Origin of the sequence: Paenibacillus aurantius, assembly GCF_032268605.1 — a bacterium.
Taxonomy (GTDB): domain Bacteria; phylum Bacillota; class Bacilli; order Paenibacillales; family NBRC-103111; genus Paenibacillus_AO; species Paenibacillus_AO aurantius.
Genome location: NZ_CP130318.1, coordinates 1,942,673 through 1,965,625, shown reverse-complemented (window position 1 = coordinate 1,965,625; position 22,953 = coordinate 1,942,673). Strand labels below are relative to the sequence as shown.

The following is a 22,953-nucleotide window of genomic DNA, read 5'->3' as shown; positions in this document are numbered from 1 at the left end:
CAGTTAACAGCTCTCGATCAACCGCGCCAGCAGCCCGGTGCGGAACGGGATTTCCCCGATTCGAATATATTCAAGCGGCGAATGGGCATAATCCCCGCTTGCTCCTAACCCGTCCAGCGTCGGAACCCCGAGGGCGGCAATAAAATTGCCGTCGCTGACCCCACCCGTTGACGTTTCTTCCAGCACGAAGTTGTTTTCCTCTTGAGCGATCCGTCTCGCCAATTCGTACAAGGCTCCCGACGACTCGGTACGTTCCATAGGCGGACGCGTCATTCCTCCCGTCAAGGTCAAGCCGATTTCGGGATGAAAGGGACGGAGCGCCCGGAATTCTTCCTCCAGCCGTACGGCATCCTCCCTGGAGGAGACCCGGACATCGATCTGCGCCTCAGCGTAATCCGCCACTACATTGCTGCCGATTCCGCCCTGAACGACCCCCACATTGACCGATCTTCCCGTCGTGAAGTCCGTCCAGGCGTGCAGCCGCTGAATCTGCAGGGCCAGCTCTTGAATAGCGGATACCCCCTTCTGGGGATTCACCCCGGCGTGGGCGGATTTTCCTCTGAGGATCAATTTATAACGGCCGCTCCCTTTGCGTGCCGTCTTGAGAGCGCCGCTCGGCTCCATCGGAGGTTCCAAGACGAAGGCGGCATGCGAGTCCAGAGCCGTCCGTTCAATCCAGGCCCGCGAGTTCGGGCTCCCGATTTCCTCGTCGCTGTTGATCAGCAGGATCACCTGTTTGTCCGCAGGGAAGCGGCCCAGGTTCTGAAGAGCTTTTATCGCGAACATGGCCTGAAGGAGCCCGGCCTTCATATCATAGACACCGGGACCGTAGGCATTTCCGTCACGGATGGTAAAAGGACGTTTGCCGGCTTCCCCTTTCGGCCAAACCGTGTCGTAATGCCCGACAAGAACAATCTTCTTGGAGCCGCTGCCCACCCGGCCCAACAAGCGGTCGCCTGCAACGGGATGGCAATCCCTCTCCACTTGTCCGCCGGTCAGCCGAGTGAATTGGGCCGAATACCAATCGGCCATTTTATCGTTAAGGGCTTTATCCCCGGAAGGGGAATCTCTATTAACACTTTCCTCCAGAAGCCTCAGAAACTCAGGAAGATAGGATCTAATCTGTTCTTGAATGGACAAAGACATCTTTCAAAACCCCATTAGTGGGAATGCGAGTTGGATCCGAACAACCGGTCGAGACCGTAGACCCGCTCCAAAATAATAATAAAGAGCAAACTAAACAAGATGACAACCGACGATAGAGACGCCACTAAAGGATCAAGGGACTCCTGCATATGGCTGAAAATCGCCAAAGGTAAGGTGGTTGTGGAAGGAGATACCAGGAATAGGGACACCGTCACGTTGTCAAAGGAAGTCAGGAAAGCAAAGACCATGCCCGACAGGATGGCCGGCTTCAACAGCGGCATGGTGATGTCTTTAAAGACATGGTAGGGCTTCGCTCCCATAATGTAAGCCGCCCGTTCCAGCGTATAGTCGAAGGAGCTGAGCCCGGTCAGCACCAGCCGAACGACATAAGGAATGGAGATCAGAATATGGGAGAGCAATAAACCGGTAAAGGTCCCGGCCAGCCCGATCCGGGTAAAGAACAGCAGCACCGCAATGCCCACAATGAGAGCCGGCACGGTCAAGGGCATGAGCAGAAGGCTGTTGATGACGCCGCTGCCGCGAAATTTATACCGGTGCAGGGCGAGTCCCGCCAGGGTACCGAGGATACCGGAGATCACGGCCGTTAAGGCGGCGAGCTTCAGGCTGAAATAGAACGAATCGATGAATTCGGGACGATCCAAGATTTTGGTATACCATTGGAAGGAGAACCCGACCGCCGGAAACGACAAATACTTGACCGAGGTGAACGAGGTCGGAATCACGACCAGGAGCGGCGAGATGACGAACAAGACCACCAAGAACGTAACGACGCCAAGAGGCGAAGGCTTTTTGATCATGAGGAGAACACCTCTTTATAGCGCTTGGTTTCGACCAGCCGGGTAAACAGCGTGACCAAGCCGACTGTGGATAACAGCAGCAGGAACGAGATCGCCGCCCCGACCTGCCAATTTAACTGGGTCATGATCTTCTCGTAGGCAATGACCGGAAGCACCTTGACGGAAGTCCCCCCCATCAGGGCGGGGGTAACGAAGGAGCTCATGGACAGACTGAACACCAAGGTCGACCCGGCCAGCATACCCGGAAGGGTGAGCGGAACGATAACGGTAAAGAACGTGCGGACCCGGCCCGCTCCTAGAATGGAGGCGGCTTTATATAGAGAGCCGTCAATTTGATAGAGACTGGTCGCCAGGGCCAGAACCATGTACACGATAAGGGAGTCGGTCAAGCCGATCACTACGCCAAGCTCGTTATACATGAGCCGGATCGGTTTATCGATCAACCCGAGCTTAAGCAGGGAGTTGTTGATGAGCCCCTTCTCCCCCAGCATGATGACCCAGCCGAAGTTCCGGATGACCACGCTGACCAGATGGGGAGCGATAATCAGGAACGTAATGATCCCTCTCATTCGGTTCGACACCTGGGACATGTAAAGGGCAACCGGATAGCCGAGCAGAAAACAAGCTCCCACGGTCAACAGACTGAGCTTTATCGTCCGCCACAGAATCTGCAAGTAATAGGGATCCTTCACGAAAAGCCAATAGTTCTCGAACGAAAATTGCTCCTGCTTGTCTTGAAAGCTGAGGATAAGAATATAGACCATGGGCAGGAGGAACACGCCGATCAGGATGACGATAGCGGGGGCGAGCAGCAAGACGGCGGTTCGCCGTTTCCGGTTGCGGCCGTCCTTCATGCCAAGCTCTCCTTCCGCGGGAAGACGAATACGTCGTCCGGGCTCCAGTCCAGCCATACCGGCGCACCCGGCGCCAGCTGGGCGTCATGCTCGATGCTTTCTACGCGCACGACCATGGTGGTTTGCCCGATGTCAACCTCGCATTCCGTATAGGCGCCGAGGAAGGAAACCAGCTTGACCACGCCTTTGACCCGGTTGCCCTTCTCCGCCATCTCAACATTCACGTGAATGGAGATCTTCTCGGGACGGACATAGATGGATACCTTCTCCCCTGTCGTCAAGGGAAGGCCGCGTTGGACGGCCTTTAGCGAAAGTCCCCCGTCTGTCGTAAGGCCAAGATCATGACCGGAGAGCTGGCCTACCGTTCCTTCGATCCGATTCGACTTCCCGATGAACGTATGAACGAATTCCGAAGCGGGACGGTTGTAAATATCCCAGGGGGTTCCGATCTGCTCGACCTTGCCATGGTCCAGCACGACGATCCGGTTGGACATGTACAGGGCTTCTTCCTGGTCGTGGGTGACGAAGATAGTGGTGACCCCGATTTCCTGCTGCAGCCGCTTCATTTCATCGCGAAGCTCTTCCCGCAGCTTGGCGTCCAGGTTGCTGAGCGGCTCGTCCAGCAGAAGCAGAGACGGCTCCGTGACAAGGGCGCGGGCGATCGCGATCCGCTGACGCTGTCCGCCGGACAATTGCTTAGGGTACCGGTCCGCCATATGCGGAAGCCGAACCAGCTCCAGCACCTTCCCTACCCGCTCCCGAATTTCGGGCTTGGCTACCTTTCTCAGCTTAAGACCGTAGGCTACATTCTCGAACACGGTCATGTGCGGAAAGAGCGAATACGTCTGAAAAACCATCCCCAATTCGCGCTTGTTGGAGGGCACCCCGTTCATTCTCTTCCCTTTGATCAGAAGATCGCCCTGGTCGGGCTCCAGGAAGCCGGCGATCATATTCAAGGTTGTTGTTTTGCCGCACCCCGAAGGGCCGAGAAAGGAGATGCACTCTCCCCGCTCGATTTGCAAGTTAAAGCTGTCTACCACAATATTAGAGCCGAAGCGCTTCTGGATATTGATCAGTTCTACATCATAGCTTTTGCTCACGGTCTTCACCTATTTTCCGACTTTTGGAGCGACTTCTTTATTGAAACGGTCCAACCAGTCTGGGGTGCTTTTGCCAACAACCTCAAGATCAAATTTAACGACTTTCTTACGATCGAAGTTCAGCTTGCTCTCGATGTCGGCCGGCAGCTTAATATCCGTGGCCGGATGGTAGTACAGCTTCTCGCCGTAGAGCTTCTGAACCTCATCCGACAGCAGGAAATCGATAAACAGCTTGGCCGCGTTCGGGTTCTTAGCGCCTTTTACAAGAGTGGCGACATTCGGAACCAGGTTCGTCCCTTCCTTCGGTACGACGAATTCCAGGTTAAGGCCGGCATCCTTCTGGACCAGGCTTCTCGCTTGCGTCCAGGTCGTGTAAACGGCCGTTTTGTTCTGCATATCCTGCTGCAGCTGTGCGGAGCTCTTGGCGAACGTAGGCAGGTAGCCTGCGATCGTCTTGAACTTCTCAAAGCCGGGATCCATGCTCTTCTCGGAGCCGCCGTTGGCGTAAGACAGCATGATCAGGGCCGACCGGCCGAAATTGCTGGAGATTTCCGCGATGGACAAGTTCCCCTTCATCTCGGGTTTCGTCAGGTCGTTCCACGACTCGGGAATCGGCAAGCCCTTGGCTTTTACCAGCTCGGCATTGTAGGATATCCCCATCGGGGTAAAGTTGACGGCGACGCCGCTGTTATCCTTGACTTGGAGATCGGCGCCGACCTTCTTCATATTCGGAATATCTTTATCGGAAAGGGTATCCCACAGTCCTTCGACGCGGCCCCCCTCCTGCTCTCCTCCTTCAATAACCGTCAAATCGATCTGAGGGGAAGCTTTCTGGGCTTTCACCTTGGCCACGATTTCGGTGGATACACCGGAGACGTAGGACAGCTTCACATCCGGATATTTGGCGTTGAATTTCTTGAAAATCTCATCCTTCATCATTTGCTCAACCGTCGCGCCGTTGCCCGCAATCACCAGCTGTTTCTCAGGAGAGAGGGTAGCGGCAGCCGAGCCTGAATCAGCGGGCTTGGCCGATGAACTGGCGGTCTTGTCGGACGTCGAACCGCATCCAACGAGAACCGTTCCTAATACAGCTGTGATGGTTAGCAAAGCACCTAATTTTTTCATATGTACCCTCCCGTAATTCGTTCACCATATGTGAACACTGTTTTCTATTTATGAATCTCAAGTAAGTTTAGCATGCGCTTACAGCCATTCGCAATCTTTATTTTTCAGCTAGGAAATTAAATTTCCTTATGCTAAACTATGGCAAAAAGTAACGGGAGCTTCCCTAAGGAGAGAATGAAGTGAACATGGATAATCACCTTTCATCCGTCAAGAACGGCTGCCGGCTGCTCAAGATGTTTCTTGACTCCCATACGGAGATGGGCGTGACGGAACTGAGCAAGCAGCTGGAGCTTTCGAAAGGAGCGGTCCATAAGCTTCTGATGACGCTGGAAAGCGAGGGCTTCATTAAGCAGAACAAAGAGAACAAGCTATACTCTCTGGGGTATACCTTGTTAGAGCTCGGCAACCAGGTTCTCCGGAACCATAACCTCACGGATTTCGCCAAGCCTTATCTGGAGAAGCTGGCGGATAAGACGCAAGAGCTCGTTTGTCTGTGCATACGCGACGGAGATGATGCCATCTATGTGTACAAAGAGGAATCCAAACACCCGATCCGGTTTAATGTGGACGTTTTCCGCCGGTTTCCGCTCTATGCCACCTCCGCTGCCCGAGTGATCCTTGCCTTCCAGAGCGAGGCTTTGATAGACGATGTCCTCTCCAGCGAGATCCGGACTTATACTCCCTCTTCCATGAGGAATCCGGCGGAAATCAAAGAAAGATTGAGCGCTATACGCCAGGCAGGCTATGAAATCAGCTCCAATATGCGCAATGAAGGAGTGACGGGAATCGCGGCTCCGCTTAGGGATGCGAACGGATCCGTCGACGCCTCGATCAGCATCATTGGCCCTAGCGATCGCGTCCTTCCGGTTGCCGACTCCCTGGTGCGGGAAGTCGTGAACACGACAAAAGAGCTCTCCAAGCAATTCGGGTACCGTCGGTAAGCGTTTGCTTATCGGGTGACCGCCTCCAATCTCCACAAAAGTAAACACGATAAAAATCCCGATATCAAGAAGATATCGGGATTTTTATCGTGTTTAGATCAGACCGGCCTGCTGCAGCAAGCGTTCGATGACGACGGCCGTTTCCGCACGGGTGATGTTTTGAAGCGGGAAAATTCGGCCGTCATACCCCTCGATGAGATGATGGTGAATATTGGTTGAGGCCGCCTCGCGGGCCCATGGGCTGACATTGCCGTTGTCCTTAAAAGTATTCATGAGCGGAGTCTGCTGCTCCGGGGTCAGCACCGTTTCGACTCCGGCCAGCTTCATCGCCCGGGACACCATGACCATGGCTTCCTCGCGGGTGATCTTATCGTTCGGACGGAAGGTTCCGTCCTCGTACCCTGCAACAAGCCCGTAGGCGGCTCCAATGCGGACCGTTTCCTGGAACCAATCGCCCGCCTTAACATCGGCAAATGTCTGGTCTTTGTCCGTATGGTGAAGCCCTAATGCCCGGGTAAGAATAGCCGTAAATTCGCCTCGGGTAATCTCATGGTCCGGCAGGAACTCCCTTTCGCTCGAACCGGAAATCACCAGCCGCGCGGCCAGGTTCTCGACGCTTGCTTTTGCCCAGTGGGTGGAGATGTCCTCGAACGTTTTCTTGTTGGAAATAACCGAGTACGTACTGTTGGTCAGGCTGTTAAGGACCGCCATTACTTTTCCATTGGCTTTTGTCACCTTCGTCGGGACGTGACCCGCTCTTCCATCCGGCAGGATGACGACACCCGTCGTGATTTGGCTTGGATCGACGCCGCTCGGAATGACAATCGTACGCTCTACGTAGGCATCGAAGGTCTTCACTTCGATTTCTTTGCCCTGCTGGATTACCCTTATCGTGAAAGTAACCGCAGGAGCTATTCGGGTGATGCTTCCCCCCGATGGATCGTTTAATCGAACGTCCGCATCCGGAACCTTGGTGACTTCGATCAGGACCTTGCTGTCTGAAAGCCCCGCGTTCGAGCCGAGCAGTACCAAAACGGAACCGATATCGATTTGCTCCACCGGCAGCCGGTATTCGGCTGTTTCGGTTTGAATGACGAGTGTCGCGTTTTTGTCCTCCATAGCCTGGACCAGCTGGGCGGTAAGCTCAGCGGCTACCGAAGAGGAGCCGTTTCGGACGGGAATGGTGATGATCACCCCGTCTTTTTCCTTACTCAGCCGGTCGTTCAGTTTTTGAGGATCGAAGACGACCACTGTTCGTTTTCCATTAGCATCCTCTGTGACCGTACCGGAAGCGATATCCCCCTGAGACGTACCGTCCAGGATGATGGCTAGGTCGTTGCCGGAGTTCCCCGGAGGATTACCGTTGTTATCTCCATTTCCATTTCCATTTCCGTTTCCGTTGCCATTTCCAGGTCCATTTCCGTTCCCGCCGTCCGGGTCTTGACCGCGGAGGTTGGTGATGTTAATGGTCTCCACGGTCTGGTTGCCGGCGGCATCCAAAGCGTAAACGGTGTAAATTCCGTTGGCGGTAACATCAAATCGGATTTGTGGAAGAGAAAGGGCCGTTCCTCCGCCATTTTCGAAATACTCGGCTGTCCGGTCACCCGCGGCCCATCGGATAACCATCAGTTTGTTGCCGGTTTGGCTGCCTTCTATCGCATACGCGACTTCGATGGTGACTTTCGTACCGGTCGGATGGGTCGGAGAATACGTTAAGGTCAGTTGGGGAGCCGTTTTCACTATGTTCTCTACCTGGATGGACCGCAGCTCTTCATTTCCGGCTGCATCTTTCACATAAACGGTGTACACCCCGTTGGCGGCTGCTTCAAAACTAGGAATCGATCCCCCTGTCGATACCTCTGTTCCACCCTGGTGGAAATAACCGGCTTCTTGATTGCCTTCCGCCCATTTTATCGTGGCGATGGTATTGCCTGATCCGATGGCTTTCGCATCCACCAATACGGAAACGGATCCATTGGTCGGCGAAACGGGGGATGGGCTGAGTTGGATTTCCGGCTTCGTGCGGTAAATGTTGCCGATTCCGATGGTTTGCGCCGATTCATTTCCGGCCGCATCCTTCACCTTAACCGTATAGTCCCCGTTCCCTTCCGCTTGGAATTGCCCGTTGTCCAGCGGGTAGTCCCGGCCTTCCGGATCCGCCCAACGAATAGACTGAACGGTATTGCCGTTCTCACTCCCGTAAACGGATGCCGTTACGCTAACCGTCACATTTCCATTGGTCGGGGCTTGATCATAGCTAAATTGAATGGTTGGGTTAACTTTCAGAATGTTAGCGATGATAAGGTCTTTGGACGAAAGATTACCGGCTTGATCCACGACATAGACGGTATAGAGTCCGTTTTGATCAGCCGCGAATCCCGCGCCATTCGTTATCACCGACTGTCTCGTTCCGTTTACCCACCTGATTTCTTTTACGCTGTTTCCGACACTCTCTCCATATACCGTAACCGCAACGGTAACTTGGACATCCTGATTGGTCATGGAAGTGGTATCCGGTGTCAGCGTAATAACCGGTGATTGGCGAACGATGTTGCTGACGGTGACCGTAACCACCGCTTCATTGTTCGCTAGATCTTTGGCATAAATGGTATAGGTTCCGTTCTCCGCCACGTCAAAATGATAGTCATTTAACGGAATGGCCGTTCCCTCTGCGGCAAAGTCCGCGATAGTCTTAACGCCGGCCGACCATTTGGCTTCCTTGATTCCAATGTCGGTCGAAGAGAAGGTTATCTTTACGTTTCCGTTTGTAACCGAAGGATTCGCCACTTCTGCCGTAAGCGCAGGGGAAGTCTGGTGAATCCAAATCTCCACCCCTTGGGTTTCATAGAGGTTACCGGCCCGGTCCGTCACCCGGAAGTACAGCTTATGCTGGCCCTCTTGGGAGACGACGAACGGATCGTTCAGCCGATACGGTGACCAGGTTGTCCGGTCATAGGAAATCTCTGCTATTACAATATCGCTGTCTGCGCTTGTGACAGACGCCGTTACCGCCTGATTCGTCCAGGTGCCCGGCGAATAAAGCCGGCCGTCAGCCGTTGTCAATCCAACCGGCTGAAGGGTCGGATTGGTTTGATCGATGGTTACGGTACGGGACACAGAGGTTTGATTTCCCGCTTCATCGGTTGCGGTGAACCTAATGGTGCTTGTCCCTTCTCCTGCCACGATCGGAGACGTATAAGGCTTCTCCGAATCGGAGTTTAAGGTATAGGTCAACACCACTTGGCTGTTGGCATCCGCTGCCTCTGCCGTTACCTCTACCGCCTGGTTCGTCCATGTGTTGTTGGAGTATTCCGAATGATCGGCTTTCTTCATCGATACGGTGATCATCGGAGTGGTCTTGTCAATTTTAACTGTTCGGGTGGTTGCTTCGCTGCTGTTTCCTACTTGGTCGACAGCCCGCAAGAGGATGGTAAATTCCCCCGTTTCGGTGAACGGTAACGCCGCCGTGTAAGGGGTCCACGTCGCGCCCCCGTTTTGCGAAACTTCAATGGTCTTGACACCGCTGCCCCCATCCGAGGCGCTTGCGGTCACGGCCACAGCTTGCCTCGTCCACGTGTTGTCCGGGTAGACGGTGGTATCCTGCTGCACCGCCGACACGGTCAGAACAGGCTTGGTGTTGTCCAATCGGAACCGGTTGGAGTGGCGGTACGCTTCGTTTCCATTGGCATCTTGGGCGATTATATGCAAATACCAATCGCCGTCCCCGGCTTCTTGGCGAAGCTCATCGCCGCTCGCAAACGGGGTCCAGCTGCTGGGGCTGGGGCTGGAAGAATCGGTGGTCCAGGCATATTTTAAGGTTGAGGGGTCTAAGCCGCCGCTTCCCCCGGCTGTAACCGTCACTACGCTGCCGGCCGTTTTGCTCCACGCTTCCCCTCCGTTCGTACCAAATACAATTTGAGGCAGGCTGACAACAGTGGTCGAATCCGTTGCCGTATTGTTGCCTGTATTCGTCTCGCCCCCGCCGCTGACGGCCGCAGTATTGACTAAGGTTCCAGGAGCATCCCCCGCTACGTTAACCGTCAGCGTTACCGGATAGGTTCCACCGGGGGCCAGGGAATCCGACCGGGTACAGGACAGGGGGCTGAGGGAACAGGTCCATCCTGCACCGCTCATGGCCGTCGCCGTCAGACCGGGAGGCAGCGTGTCCGTTACCGTCATCACGCCGGAGGAGGGAATCTGCCCGCTATTGGAAACGACGATCGAGTACGTCGCCCCTTCCTGCCCTTGCCTGAAATCCCCCGTGTGAGACTTGGACACCCTCAAATCCGGCGCACCGGTAATGGTTAAAGCAAACGTATCCGTCATGCTGTTCGTTATCCCATTAACCGTACCGGTTGCCGTGACCGTAATCGTCACCGTACCGACCTGTCCGGCTTCCGGGGTCAGGCTCAGCGTTCTCTGCCCCCCGGTTCCCGTGATCTCTATGGAAGAATTTCTAACCTTCGTCTGATCCGACGAAGTCCCGCTAATCGTTAAGCTTCCAACGGCCGCATCCCCTATGTAGAAGGGAACATCAAGCGCCGATCCGCTTACAACGGTTTGGTTGGGAAGGTCGTCCAGGACAGGATACGCCTCAACCGCCCCTATATCCACCGTCGCCGTCTCGTTGCTGTCAGCGGAATCGGCGATCCGGTTGATTCCCCGCTGGTCCATCGCGCCGGCATGGGCATTGTTTCCCGCATCCAGAGCGGGACTGTTGTTCTTAAGTCCATGTGTCTGGGTACGGCCCCCGTTATCGGCTAGCGGAAGCAGCCCGGCGTCCGCAACCCCTGTTAGGTTTCCGTTACTCCCATTCACCAGGTTCAAGGAACCGCCTGTTCCGATCAGATTGAAGGAACTGGCGATGAGCAGGGCCCCCGACGAATCCAGATCACTAGGAGAACTGCCGTTGCGGTTACCGGCCACGATCGTATTATGCATGGTGAACGAGGGATTATGATTGAGGTAGAGTCCCCCGCCTGTTCCCGCTGCACTGGTCGTATTATTGGAGATGGTATTGCTTTTCCAAAGCGCGGCCCCAAAATTATTATCGACGTAAGCCCCCGCTCCCTGCTGGGTTGCCGTGTTGCCGCTAATGGTTGTATTCTCCACGGCGGCCGGCGCACTGGTGTACAACCCTCCGCCGTAGCCGTTCATCACCTGGTTGCCTGAAATCGTGGTTCGCTCGATTACAATCGTTCGAGCGTTTATAGTGGCCGTGACAAAGGCCATTCCTCCGCCATACCAATTATTTAGAACGGTCGAGGTCACCTTGTTATTCGAAATGTCGGTTTCGGAGACGGTGACGTTCATGTCTCCTTCCACATAGAGACCGCCGCCTTTTTCCCCAGCCTGGTTGCCCCTAATGACGGACTTCGAGGAAAGGAAGGATCCGCCTTTGAGCCCGGAAACATAAACTCCGCCCCCTTGAGCCCCTGTGGTACGGGTGGAAGCATTGTTCTCGACAATGGAATTGTACAGGGTAATTGTCCCTGCGTTCCCCGTGTCCGCCCGAATCCCTCCCCCATAGCTGTAGCTGCCTCCAGCCTCGCCGTTCCGAATCGTCAGAGCTTCAAGAGTAATGGTAAAGCCCGCATAGTCAAGATTTGCATTCAAATCAAAGACGCGGTCTATCTTCCCGCCGTCGATCACCGTTAGGGAAGCATCTCCCTCTCGGTTGCCGTTCGAACCGATAATCGTAATATCCGAGTTGATATCCAAATCCCCGCTTAACGATTCATCCTCGTCCATTCCAGCGAGCATTAACGTGTAGGTTCCGGCAGGCAAAACAATCGTATCCGGCCCCGGCAGCGCATTCGCCTGCGTGATCGCGGCCCGGAGCGTGCATTTGTTCAGGCTGGTATTCAAGCATTGATTGTCTGAGGTGGTGGTATCCGGCGCATCTATAAAACTATTCACCGTAAAAGTGGCAGCCGAGACGTGAACGGAGCCGATCACGAAGGCGGCCGCCATGAATAACAGAAGGAAGGCTGCGCGCATAAGCTCCATTCCGAGTCTGGGGGGTCTTAATCCTTTCCTGACGATACCCAACATCGTTCCCTACTTTCCATTTCTATTTTTCAATGGTTGTCAAGAGGGCTATGGCCGTGATGGAAAAATCCCCTGTAAAGCAATGATGAAGTTCAAGCCCAAGTAAGGCTGCCTATTGTTATGCGGCTGGCTCGCTCCTGCAGCCCCTATCGCCGCCGGGTGCATGCTTACGAGATCGGAAGCATCTCCGTAGGCGGGAATGCCGCGGCGTCCGGGTGTAGCGGACCAAAGAACCCCCTCCGGAATTTGAGCATTGCCCGGCCCCGGACCGGAAACGGGAACATGATTGTGAACCGGCATTTCCGTCGTGAGCAGGGTTACCATGGAAGTCCCTCCACTTGCTCCCTGAATCCGATTGGTAAGACCTTGACCCTGTCCGGCCCCCATAGGCGAGGCTCCCGACAAATTAGGAAGGGCAAACGTCGTTTTCCCGTCCCCCCCGTACATCGTACCTAATAGGGAAAAGAGCGCGGTGTTCTGTATCAGAGGGATGAGCTGTCCGTTGCAGAATGCCCATCCCTTGGGAGCAAAATTCCCCGCAAAAATGCGGATCTCCCCTATAAATGGATCCATTTCGTTCCTCCTCAGTCCCTTGTCGGGAAAATTCCGCTGATACTAATGCAGTAGTTAAGCACGGAGTAAGGCTGCATGTTCGCATGGGCCTGGCTGCTTCCCGCACTTCCCATTGCGCTTGGGGCCATCGTCGTTGTGGGGGTCGCGCCGTACATGCTGGCGGTTGGAACGGCCCAAAGCTGGCCCGCGGGATTGACTTGCGATGCGGGTTTCGTTGAGCCCACTACCCCATGGATATGGGCTGGCATCTCATTCACGGTCAGCACATGCGCTTCCTCACCGGCGGATTGTCCCAGCGTCACTCCATTTCCAACGTGAACCGGCACCCTCCCGCGCAAATCGGGAAGGGCGAAAGTCGTTACTCCATCTCCTCCGTAAGTGACTCCAAGAATGGAAAATAAGGCTTGATTCTGATTAATAGGCAGCATCTGACCGTTGCACTGCGCCCAGCCTCTTGGTGCATAAGTAAAGGCAAACGCCTGGATTTCGCCTATAAAGGGTTGTGACATAAGCCGGTTCCTCCTTAAAATGGTTCTTACCTATAGGTTAAGTCTGTGACGGATAGATCCCATAGGTGGCGATAATAAATCGGATCGGCAGGAAAGGCATCATGTTCTCGTGGGGCAGATTCCCGCCCGCAGTCGAAACCGCTCCATTGTACATATCCGCTGTTCCGCTCGTCTGCGTGGTATAGGGAGTTAAAGCAGACTGCGCCCATAGGGCATTCGCAGGGCTGCTTAACGTCCCGGCTTCCGCCTGCGCCCTAACGGGATGACTATGGGATGGCATCTGGCCCTGCAGGAGCGTAACGGTCTCCGTTCCCGCCTTTTGCCCTATCATGTAGGCCGTACCGGTACGGGGGTTTTGCCCCATATGGACCGGTACGCGGCCCTGCAGGTCCGGAAGTCCGAAGGTTGTAACTCCGTCTCCGCCGTATATCGTACCGATTAGATTAAACAGCACGTCATTTTCCGAAATCTGCAGCAATCTTCCGTCACAAAGCTCCCAGCCCACCGGAGCAAAATTCCCTGCAAACATTCGGATCTCCCCGACATAGGCCTCACTCATCACTTACTCCTCCATCCGCCGTTTTCTTCCGGTTAAAAACAATCTCATACCGATACCCGCCATGCTCTTGACCTATCGGGACCATAAACATCGGTTCTTGGCCGAAGCGTTCATGCCGGATCCAGTAAGTGCCTTGCGGAAGGAAAGGATTCCCGTCCCCCCGAAACACCAAGGAAAAATGCTCAAAGTCCTTTCCCGCTTCGGACTCTTTCACACTGACCAGCTCCAAAGGAACGATGCCGTCATCGAAGACGACCTCTACCTTGTCCTGTACCAATTGCCGGAATGTTGCCGCGGATAGTCCGTTCATGCTACGTCACCCCTTCTCTTCCTGCTGTTACCGCTTGCTCGGGATGCCATTCCATTCGATGGTAAACGTCTCCCTGCTCGATTACCCGAAAATGAAGCCTTACGTATAAGCGGACCGCCGGATTGTCGATCTGTACGCTTAATCGCAGGGGAACACCGGCTTTAGCCGCCATGGACTGCAGCTTCCGGATCAGTTCGCTGCCTATGCCTTGCCCTCTGCATTCGGGAAGGAGAGACAAATCCACCAAAATCCACTGGTCGCTGTCCCTCCAGATCAGAACCTGCCCGATCCGCTCATGATTACTGTAGAGGATGGAATGCTCCGCTTGAGGAAACTGCTGCTCATAGGAGCGCCGTTGAAAGGTATACTGCATGGCGAGAAACGCCTCCGCCTGCTCCTTCCCCCAGCCCCAAGCCGTCATTTCGTCACTGCGCGTGCTTGCGTATAATTGATACAAAAAAGGGGCGTCTTCCGGAGCTGCCTGTATCCGTCGGATCAAGTCACAACCTCCATCTTGTGGGTTTCCGATAAGATCGTTTATACTACTCTAGTAATACCATAATTAGGCATTAGTCTCTAGTATATTTTAGTAGAAACTCGAATTTCATGATTTAACTAATCTTTCTAAATACCTTATAGGGCAGGCGATTCATGGATGGATTACAACAGACCAATTTCCCGTCGCAAATTTCTCACTTACGTCGGTACCGGAGCCGCAACCGTGGCGGGCGCTTCCACAGGCTTTGGCCTTATTTGGAAACCATCTCCAACCGCAGCTGCCGCAGACCGTTTGTACGATAAGAAATCTGCATCCATTCCCTCAACCTTCAACCCGATTTCCCCCTCCTCCCAGGATGAACTCCTGCTCCCCAAAGGCTTCCAATATGACATGGTCGCTTCCTATGGCGACAAAATAAATTCAAGCGGGGATACCTTTGGCTTTAACCCGGCGTTCACCGCTTTCTTTCCAATGGATAATTCGGAAAACCATGGCCTGCTTTATGTCAATCACGATGGTTCTTCCGCGGCCGTCCACGGAGCTCCTTCGAACGGCCACTTTTCGGCCGGCCAAATCCGCCAGATGCTCTACAGCCAGGGCGGCAGCGTCGTGGAAGTTTACCGCAGCAAGAAGGGAAAGTGGACGTTAGATCCTAATTCTGCTTATGCCCGAAGGATCACCGGTCTGGAACGGGCGGAACTGACAGGCCCTGCCCGCGGCACCGCGTCGGTGCGTACGGCGGGGACCGTTCAAGGGACACTCGCCAATCATTCCGGAACGGTCACCTTATGGGGCAGCGTCCTGTCCGGAGAAGGATTGTACGATGAAGCATGCCGTGTCGCCGGGCTGAATCCGACTCATTATGGGTGGGTTGTCGAAGTGGATCCGTTCGAACCAAAGTCCGCAATCAAGAAGCACAGCGCACTCGGCCGTTTCCGCCATGGAGGAATGGCGATGGGACTGGGCAAAAAAGGCCGCCTTGTCGTCTATATGGGCGACAGGTCCGACCATGCCTGTCTCTACAAATTTGTCAGCAAAGAAGCTTATCAGCCGGCCTTGGGCAAGGAAAATGCCAAGCTGTTGAACGACGGAACGTTATATGCCGCAGACCTGGTTAATGGCACTTGGATCAAGCTTTCAACCGCTGCTGTCCAACAAACGCTGAGGGACCACGCTTACCAGCCGCCTGCTGTGCTGCAGCGATCGAAGGAGAACCTGCTGGAGCTGTTCCGTGATGAGGCCGACGTCTATGTCTACGCTTACGAGGCAGCCCTCATCCTCGGGGCAACACGCACCGACCGCCAGGAGGGGGTAGCGCTGCATCCGGATACTGGGGATCTCTATGTGGCCATAGGCCAAAATGTTGCGAACGGCAACATTCACGGCTATTTGGCCCATCTCTCCGAGAAAGATGGCGACGCCGAAGCGCCAGCCTTTCATTATGATATTTTCACGGCAGGCGGCCCGCAGAACGGATTCAGCTCCCCGGGCAGCTTAAGCTTCGAGCCTAACGGAAACGTCTGGGCTTGCTCCGCCATCGATGCCGATAAAGTGAACAAAGGAAGCTTCGCCGCTTTGCAAAATAGCGGGCTGTATGTCTTCTCCACCGCAAGCCATACCGTGAATACCCCGGTCCAGTTTGCTTCCGCTCCGGTCGGAGCGCAATTCACCGGTACAGCTTTCACCCCGGGGGAATGTACCCTGTTTACCTCTCTGCAGGTTGCGGATACGGGAAACGGCAAGACACCCCAAGGCTGGAATGCCGATGCCGGGGGTTCTCGTTCCGCTCTGGTTGCCATAACCGGATTTTAAGCCATTAACGATGGAAAGAGGCGCAGCTAAGCAGCTGCGCCTTTTTCACGAGAAGCCTCCGTATTTATCCGCTTAAGCCGTCAGGCTGCCCCTCGGCCCCGATCTTACATCCTCACTTCTTTACCCGATTCGGCCGACTGATAAAGGGCGGACAATATTTTGATCATATCCACTCCTTGCTCGGGAGTCAGAATGGGCGCGGTGCGACCTTTTACGACATCGATGAAATGCTTCAAATGCTCCCCATGCGGTGCCTCGTTCTGTTTTAAAACCGGTACCAGATCGGTAAGCTCACCCATTGTTTCCGTGAAAATTTTGAGCTGCCCATTTTGAATGCGGGATCCTGCCTTCGTGCCTCTCAGCTCAACATAATTGGTTCCTTCTTCAATATTGGACGCCCAGCTGAACTCAATCTGCAGGGTTGCCCCGTTATCGAAACGGATAAAGCCGGTGGCCAGGTCCTCTACATCGAACATTCCATCTTCTTTCTTCTCCCCGAAATCGCTGTCGATAGAATCGGACATGTCGTTATTCGCGAATTTCGTATAGGTGGCCCCGGTCACCGCAATCGGTTTAGGATTGCCCATGAGCCAGACGGCCAGATCAATCATATGCACACCAAGGTCGATCAGGGGGCCGCCGCCTGACAGCTCCTTCGTTGTAAACCAGCCTCCTTTGCCCGGAATGCCTCTGCGGCGGATCCAACCACAGCGTCCGGTATAGATTTCCCCCATTCCGCCGCCATCGATAAAGAGCTTTAAATAACGGGAGGCTGCCGTAAACCGATTGTTGCGCATGGCCATCAATATTTTTCCGCTTTCCTTTGCCGCGTCCGCCATCTTCTGTGCTTCTTCAGGGTTGACGGCATCCGGCTTCTCCACAAAAACATGCTTGCCGGCCTTCAGACCGGCAATAGCTATTTCCGAATGGAAAAGATTCGGTGTGCAGATATCGATAGCGTCAATTTCCTCATGCTTCAGCAGATCCTGATAATTCGTATAGGCGTAAGGAATCTTATAGTGGCCCGCGTACTCCTCCACCCGCTCCTTGTTTACGTCACAGACGGCTGCAATCTCCACTTCAGGGTGCTCTAAAAGCGGTTTAAGATGGGCTGCTTTAAAAATATTTCCCGTACCGATAATGCCCAGCTTTATCTTGTGTTCCATCGACTTACCCCCTATTTAGTTTTCCAATCCATACCAAAACCTTATTTCAAAAAGACAACGCCTTGCGCATTCAGGACCTCATGCAGCCTGTGGATATCAATATCCGCCATATCACAGCCTTTATCGATGGCTTGGGAGGCGGCAACACCCGCGGATTGCCCCATCGCATAGCATGTTGCCTGCACCCGCATGGAAGACATCGCCACATGGGTAGCGGAGATGGATCTTCCTGCAACAATTACATTTCGCAGCCCCTTAGGCAACAAGCTCCGGTAGGGAATATCGTATCCGCTTAGTGTGCGCTCGTCGGTTCCCGGTTTGCCGTCCGGACTGTGAACATCGATTTCGTAGTTCGTCTGCGCCACTACGTCGTCGAACCGGCGCCCGGCAAGCAAATCCGCTTCGGTCAGGGTGTAATGGCCAACGATCTGATTCGTTTCCCGGACGCCGACCTGTCCGGGGATATGCGTAAGCGCATAGGTCTCGAATCCGTTACGCTGCAGGTAGTGCGCCACAGAAAATACCTGGCGGAGCGACTCCTTCTCGGCATAATTGATATCATCGATTTTGGCGCCGTTGCCCTTGACCCGGGTCATATTCACCAGCAGAGTGCCGTCGGTTCCTTGTTCCCAAAACAAATGCCTGCCCTGAGGAAGTTCCGCCTTATCCTTATAATAGTAGCAGTCCTCCGGAAGATATGGCTCTACCTTCTTTCCCGTATTGGTCATCATGAACATCAGGGTCATCGGCTGAGTCAGCCCGTCTTCCTCGCGTCCCGAAGTATAGTCGGCCCCGGCATCGATCGCGACGCGGCCATCCCCCGTGCAATCGATCACACCCTTTGCTTCCACAGCCACAAGTCCCTCGCGGGTATTCACGATAACGGCGGTCACCGTATCCTCTTCCTTGACGACACCAATAAAGCTGGCGTGATAGAGGACCTTAACCCCCTCTTTTTCAAGCTTAGTGTTGAGGTAATGCCGGACCAGAAAGGGGTTGTACTGAGGCCATATCGATTCGGTATGGCTTTTCGGCAGCTGATCCGGCAGCGTCTCGGCAATGATCTCCCGATAAATGCCGGTTACATTTCCGACCCCCATAAAAATACTTACATTGCCTAGCGTGCCCATCCCCCCCAACTGGCCGGAATGTTCCAGCAGGATGACCTTCTTTCCGGTGCGTGTTGCTGCAATCGCTGCGGCGCAGCCGGCCGGTCCACCCCCAGCCACGATAATATCCGCTTGATCGTATACCCTAACCTTTCGCGTAAAACTGTACTCCTTCAATGGGGTCGCCTCCTGACTTAATGCAAACCTTTCGTACGGTTCCGTGTTGGAATGGATTCTAAAGCTAGAAGAAAAAAGTGGAAAACGGTCGTCCCTCCGGCAATGCTGTATCGTCTTATGGGAGCAGCCGCTTTCCGCTCTTCTTGTTAATAATGAATCATGACTTGATCCTGCCCGGAATGTGGGACCTTCAGCAGCAAATACCGGCTATCTTCCTGATAGGCCCATCCCTCAGGGGAGCCGTTCAAGTCATCGGTTTCGTTCACCACGACGTCGTTGATCGTTATTTTTCGCGGTTTCTCCCTCATGGCTATCAGTACATGACTTGTTTCGCCGGCTGGATAAGTCAGCTCAAAGGATAGGAGATGCTTCGTGTCGGCGGGAGAAGTATTCCTGATATCCGCCAGAGAAGTTACGCGAGCTTCGGCGCATTCCCGTGTATCGAGAACAGGCTCAGGACAGCCGGGAATGGAAACAGATTGGACGTCGGGATTAGGCCCCTCTCCTTCCACGAACCGTTTCATAAAGATTGTCTTTACAATTTCCTCGGGATTCAGCATAACGGTGTCCGAACGGCTGTTGGAGATCAATCTCCAGTTATCCGGATAGCCGCCTCTCCACACTTCATCCTTACCGGACGCCTGCTGCTTCTCCGCGCTGGCCAATATTCCGTCCGCTATCTGCTTCCAAGGCCCGGAGCTGTCGTAGCGGGCGAGATCCAGCACTTCATAAGCATAAACAAGACCGTTCCACTGCACGGGTGAAGCCAGCCAGGAGTTAATGTAAGCGGAAGCACCGAAGATGGGGATGGTGCCATATTCCATCATAGGCCGCTCCTGCACTCCCCAGGTGTAGACAAAGGGCAGGCCGGCTTGCGCCCATTGGGCGGATTTTCGCAGATAACGGTCCTCACCGGTCATTTTATAGGCCTGAAGGTAAGCTCCTGCGGCATTTCCTGCGGCAAGGATATCAGGCGCATGCAGAGGGACCTCCCACGGCTGACCGGCACGCGGCACTTCCCCCATAGAACCCAGGGCGGCAAGTCCCTTAAAGCCCGCCTCTTCCGCTTGCTTATTGCCCGTCATGGCCGCATATTTCAACAACTGCTTTGCGTTCAGAGCCGTCTGTCCGAAAAGAGGAGTGCCGTTTTTGCCGAGAGGAGGATTAAATGCCTTCTCCTTGTCGTATACCCAGGCGCCTGTAGCATCCTGAGTGTCCATAAGAGCCTGCATCTCCCCTTTCAACCCTGCCAGCATCTCCTCCATGTATCCGACATGGAAAGCAGCCTGAAACTGCGGGATATGGTAATCCGGATCGCCCAGCTTCTTCTTGTCTGCCATGGCGCCGAGCGCCTGCGAGATGACCTGCTCCACTTCCGGTTTCCGGTCCGGCTCAGACATGCCCAAAAGCTTAAGGCTTACCATGTCGGCAGGATACTGATTCGTTCCCCAAGACAAGATGTTGACATGGCGCCAACCGCTCGTTGCCGAATCCCAGTAGGTTCGCAGATACGCATCTAAACCAAGGTCTACTTGTTGTTTAAAATCATAGACCTGCGGAGCAGCAGGCAGTGCGCCTTCCTGCTTCATATACAAGTCCACCGCTTTGGCAACGGAATCCGCTTTCGAGACCGTGATTCCGGCTTTAAGTTCGATGGGCTGGCCAGCCTTCAAAGGATACGCCGTTTTGGCAAGCTCCTGATTTTCCTTTACCCAGGTCGGCACGCTTAACGCGGACAGCCCCATCACGTGGTTGCTTTGGTTCTCGACCCAGTTGGGCGAAGCGAATTTAGCTGCTGGAAGCTCATGGACTCCATCCCATTTCTGATGAGGGTCCCAGCTCAAGCTGACGAGCTGCCCGCCTTGGCGGACCGCCATTAACGGAACCGTAATCTTGTACGGATGAGGAACGAGACGCAAAGAGTCCGGTGTGTGAATATCCAGCTTGCTGGAGGATACTTCGTCTCCAACCAGCCATTCGAGCCCCGGGAATAAGGCTTCCTCTTTCGCGCTGCCGAAGCTTCCTTCCCCTACTGTAAGGACCGGTCCAGTCATATTCAGCAGTTCGGCATCTTTATCTGATTGAATATGCTGCTTGGCCCGAATTTGTACATCGCCGTTCTTCAAAGCAAACCCAAATTCGTAGCTCCAACTTCTGCCTGCGGAATCCGTTGTCTCTCCCTGGAACGTAAGCCTCTGCTCGCCTGCCTCACCTCCGGCTTCGGCCCGGGTTGGGTGGAAAGCGACAGTTTCCGCGCTGTTATCCCCTTGACGCACAACGGCACCGGCAAACGGCTGCGTACTTGCCATCAGCTTCCAGCCCTGTTCGTCCTCCCATCCATAGACCTGATACTGCCCGTACCCGAAGCCCGATTTGGGGGCCACGAAGCGGATACTCGGATTCTCCAGCACAGCATCACCGGTCACAGGGTCCACATAGGCCCGCGTACCGTCCGGCCTGCCGCCCGGCAGCGCCTTGTTTTCCTTTAGGACGGGAAGGGCAACGGAATAGCCTTGTTCGTATCCTGCGGCATGGAGACGGACCTCGACTCCCGATGCACTTTCCGATGCCGCTTTTATTTTCCACGTGACGGTCTTCGTATCCCCGGGGTGCAGATCCGGAAGAGGCTGAACTCCTTCCCCTCCATAGATTCCCAGGCCTCCGGAAAGAACAAGCTCCGCCTGCGGGCTGAAGAACGCTTTACCGCCTGTGTTGGAGATATCGACCGTAATTTCCGCATCCTCCCCGGCATGCAGAGCCGGCTTGGAGCGCTTAACGGACAAGTTTGCACCAGCCGGACTGGATTCAAACCGTACTTCATCCAGTGTCAGGACAGCATTCGTACGATCCCCGCCCTCCAGGTCAAGGCGCAGCTTCGTGATCTTCCCTTTCCACAACGGGTGGTCGCCAACGGGAATCACATATTCCCTCATCGCCCCGTCCGCCGTAATGGTAAAGTCGAACCGGCGCGTTTCTGCATAACCGGACGCGGTGTCCGTCGCAAAGAAAACGGATACGAAATTGCCCGCTGTTGCAGCCATCCGGATCTTTAGGGTTTTGTCCCTCTCCCCAATCACGCCTTTCAGGTTATCGATTCCTAAGTTAGGATCCGAGCCGGTGACCGTTGTCCGCAGCAACCCGTTCGCAATGCTGAGAGGAGTGAGATGATGGATAGGAATCCACCCTTGGGAGTCGCCGTTTTTGTTCCAGTCGTACACCGGCAGAGCAACGCTTTGGAACCGGACATAGTCGGTTTCCCACGACGCTCCTCCCACAGGCCCCGTATAATGCAGATGGAGACGAACGGTCCGGATCGTGCCCTTCCAAGACGGATGCTCCCACATTTTGACTAAGTATTCCTGGTAGTTCCCATCAGGAGAGATGGGAATACGGATTTCATTGTCATCCGTATAATCCGGAAATTCATCCGTCGTGAATGATATCCGCAGAGCATCCGCGGTCCCGCCGGACACCCGGGTTCTGATTTTGATTTCGCCCAGTTTGTCTGCCGGCTCTCCAATGAAGCCGGACTCCATGGCAGGGGCGGATCCATATACCGCAGCTGAAACACTTCCGGACTGCGCTTTAAGTTCGCTTAAATCCAGGACAGAGCGCCAGCCATCCGTTCCGCTGAAGAATTCAAAGCTGAAATCCGAATGGTCCGCGATCCTAATGTAATCGATGCTGACTTCGGAAGGCACGCTCGCGGCCGGCTCCAAGTCCATTCTCAGCCTCCGTACGGTTCCTTTCCAGTTCGGATGAGTACCCGCACTCACGGTATACTCGTGAAACTCCCCGTCGGATTTAATCGGAATCAGGATTCTCTTGCTTTCGGAGAGTCCCGGGTAAAGATCGGTATCGAAATAGACGGCGACGGAGTCTCCCTTGGTCGCCCGCATCCGCAAGGTAAACGATTGATCTGCGGAAGCCGTCAGCCCGACGGGATCCGGCCCATACCAAAACGGATCCGCTTTGTTTAATTTCAGCTGCAGGCTTCCCTCCTGTACCTGATAGCTCTCCACACCGTTCCGGGACTTCATCCAGCCTTCGGCATTGCCGTCTTCATTAAACTCATAATTGATGGAAGTCGTTGTCCCCGCTGCCGAAGCACCAAAGGGAACGGGAAACCCGGTACAGATGATGAGGAAAATAAGCACGGTCACGAGCGTTCGGAAAGTGCGATTTCTTTTCATTCGTTCCACCT

16 protein-coding genes are annotated in these 22,953 nt (G+C 54.5%); 2 read left to right on the top strand and 14 right to left on the bottom strand.

The features are described 5' to 3' along the window. Positions 1-3: 3 nt before the first annotated feature. From MJA45_RS09120 to MJA45_RS09100, 5 genes are read right to left on the bottom strand one after another with little or no spacing between them, the layout of a single operon-like run. Entirely contained in the window at positions 4-1,140 is a 1,137-nt protein-coding gene (locus tag MJA45_RS09120; protein ID WP_407083150.1) for a M20 family metallopeptidase, read from the bottom strand. Between the two features lie 20 nt (positions 1,141-1,160). Further along, entirely contained in the window at positions 1,161-1,964 is an 804-nt protein-coding gene (locus tag MJA45_RS09115; RefSeq protein WP_315606945.1) for an ABC transporter permease, read from the bottom strand. Further along, positions 1,961-2,818 carry an ABC transporter permease gene (locus tag MJA45_RS09110; protein ID WP_315606944.1) on the bottom strand — a complete coding sequence of 286 codons (858 nt, stop codon included), beginning with the start codon at positions 2,816-2,818 and terminating at the stop codon, positions 1,961-1,963. Before MJA45_RS09110 ends, MJA45_RS09115 begins: the two co-directional genes overlap by 4 nt. Continuing rightward, positions 2,815-3,918 carry an ABC transporter ATP-binding protein gene (locus MJA45_RS09105; protein WP_315607973.1) on the bottom strand — a complete coding sequence of 368 codons (1,104 nt, stop codon included), beginning with the start codon at positions 3,916-3,918 and terminating at the stop codon, positions 2,815-2,817. Before MJA45_RS09105 ends, MJA45_RS09110 begins: the two co-directional genes overlap by 4 nt. A 9-nt stretch (positions 3,919-3,927) precedes the next feature. Then, positions 3,928-5,043, bottom strand: coding sequence for an ABC transporter substrate-binding protein (locus tag MJA45_RS09100; protein WP_315606943.1), 1,116 nt, complete (start codon positions 5,041-5,043; stop codon positions 3,928-3,930). A gap of 185 nt (positions 5,044-5,228) precedes the next feature. Here MJA45_RS09100 and MJA45_RS09095 point away from each other — a divergent pair, with 185 nt between their 5' ends. Beyond that, a complete protein-coding gene (locus tag MJA45_RS09095) occupies positions 5,229-5,984 on the top strand; it encodes an IclR family transcriptional regulator (RefSeq protein ID WP_315607972.1) in 756 nt (251 codons plus the stop codon). Between the two features lie 93 nt (positions 5,985-6,077). On the opposite strand, the gene MJA45_RS09090 is transcribed toward MJA45_RS09095, so the two are convergent. From MJA45_RS09090 to MJA45_RS09065, 6 genes are all read right to left on the bottom strand, one after another. Beyond that, the gene (locus tag MJA45_RS09090) at positions 6,078-11,993 is read right to left on the bottom strand and encodes an OmpL47-type beta-barrel domain-containing protein (protein WP_315606942.1); all 5,916 of its coding nucleotides are present in this window, start codon (positions 11,991-11,993) and stop codon (positions 6,078-6,080) included. 90 nt (positions 11,994-12,083) lie between these two features. Beyond that, positions 12,084-12,608, bottom strand: coding sequence for a phage tail protein (locus tag MJA45_RS09085; RefSeq protein ID WP_315606941.1), 525 nt, complete (start codon positions 12,606-12,608; stop codon positions 12,084-12,086). An 11-nt stretch (positions 12,609-12,619) separates the two neighbouring features. Further along, positions 12,620-13,117 carry a phage tail protein gene (locus tag MJA45_RS09080; protein WP_315606940.1) on the bottom strand — a complete coding sequence of 166 codons (498 nt, stop codon included), beginning with the start codon at positions 13,115-13,117 and terminating at the stop codon, positions 12,620-12,622. 37 nt (positions 13,118-13,154) lie between these two features. Next, positions 13,155-13,676, bottom strand: coding sequence for a phage tail protein (locus MJA45_RS09075; RefSeq protein ID WP_315606939.1), 522 nt, complete (start codon positions 13,674-13,676; stop codon positions 13,155-13,157). Next, on the bottom strand, positions 13,669-13,986 hold the full coding sequence (locus MJA45_RS09070) for a DUF6916 family protein (protein ID WP_315606938.1): 318 nt from the start codon (positions 13,984-13,986) through the stop codon (positions 13,669-13,671). The genes MJA45_RS09075 and MJA45_RS09070 overlap by 8 nt, the downstream gene beginning before the upstream one ends. A gap of 1 nt (position 13,987) precedes the next feature. Continuing rightward, positions 13,988-14,485, bottom strand: a complete 498-nt coding sequence (locus MJA45_RS09065; protein WP_315606937.1) for a GNAT family N-acetyltransferase — start codon at positions 14,483-14,485, stop codon at positions 13,988-13,990. A 156-nt stretch (positions 14,486-14,641) separates the two neighbouring features. Here MJA45_RS09065 and MJA45_RS09060 point away from each other — a divergent pair, with 156 nt between their 5' ends. Then, positions 14,642-16,297 carry a PhoX family protein gene (locus tag MJA45_RS09060; protein WP_315606936.1) on the top strand — a complete coding sequence of 552 codons (1,656 nt, stop codon included), beginning with the start codon at positions 14,642-14,644 and terminating at the stop codon, positions 16,295-16,297. A gap of 104 nt (positions 16,298-16,401) precedes the next feature. Here the strand turns inward: MJA45_RS09060 and MJA45_RS09055 are convergent, their stop codons facing one another. The 3 genes from MJA45_RS09055 to MJA45_RS09045 form a co-directional block, all read right to left on the bottom strand. Beyond that, positions 16,402-17,463, bottom strand: coding sequence for a Gfo/Idh/MocA family protein (locus tag MJA45_RS09055; RefSeq protein WP_315606935.1), 1,062 nt, complete (start codon positions 17,461-17,463; stop codon positions 16,402-16,404). 41 nt (positions 17,464-17,504) lie between these two features. Then, complete coding sequence (locus MJA45_RS09050; protein WP_315606934.1) at positions 17,505-18,749, bottom strand: FAD-dependent oxidoreductase; 1,245 nt, start codon at positions 18,747-18,749, stop codon at positions 17,505-17,507. Positions 18,750-18,895: 146 nt separating this feature from the next. Then, positions 18,896-22,942: a COG1470 family protein gene (locus MJA45_RS09045; RefSeq protein ID WP_315606933.1), complete on the bottom strand. Its 4,047-nt coding sequence runs from the start codon at positions 22,940-22,942 to the stop codon at positions 18,896-18,898. Positions 22,943-22,953 lie beyond the last annotated feature (11 nt).

Coding starts and splice junctions, on each gene's coding strand:
- MJA45_RS09095 (WP_315607972.1), top strand. CDS start 5,229: ATGGATAATCACCTTTCATCCGTCAAGAACGGCTGCCGGCTGCTCAAG.
- MJA45_RS09075 (WP_315606939.1), bottom strand. CDS start 13,676: ATGAGTGAGGCCTATGTCGGGGAGATCCGAATGTTTGCAGGGAATTTT.
- MJA45_RS09100 (WP_315606943.1), bottom strand. CDS start 5,043: ATGAAAAAATTAGGTGCTTTGCTAACCATCACAGCTGTATTAGGAACG.
- MJA45_RS09070 (WP_315606938.1), bottom strand. CDS start 13,986: ATGAACGGACTATCCGCGGCAACATTCCGGCAATTGGTACAGGACAAG.
- MJA45_RS09045 (WP_315606933.1), bottom strand. CDS start 22,942: ATGAAAAGAAATCGCACTTTCCGAACGCTCGTGACCGTGCTTATTTTC.
- MJA45_RS09115 (WP_315606945.1), bottom strand. CDS start 1,964: ATGATCAAAAAGCCTTCGCCTCTTGGCGTCGTTACGTTCTTGGTGGTC.
- MJA45_RS09090 (WP_315606942.1), bottom strand. CDS start 11,993: ATGGAGCTTATGCGCGCAGCCTTCCTTCTGTTATTCATGGCGGCCGCC.
- MJA45_RS09060 (WP_315606936.1), top strand. CDS start 14,642: ATGGATTACAACAGACCAATTTCCCGTCGCAAATTTCTCACTTACGTC.
- MJA45_RS09110 (WP_315606944.1), bottom strand. CDS start 2,818: ATGAAGGACGGCCGCAACCGGAAACGGCGAACCGCCGTCTTGCTGCTC.
- MJA45_RS09085 (WP_315606941.1), bottom strand. CDS start 12,608: ATGGATCCATTTATAGGGGAGATCCGCATTTTTGCGGGGAATTTTGCT.
- MJA45_RS09080 (WP_315606940.1), bottom strand. CDS start 13,117: ATGTCACAACCCTTTATAGGCGAAATCCAGGCGTTTGCCTTTACTTAT.
- MJA45_RS09055 (WP_315606935.1), bottom strand. CDS start 17,463: ATGGAACACAAGATAAAGCTGGGCATTATCGGTACGGGAAATATTTTT.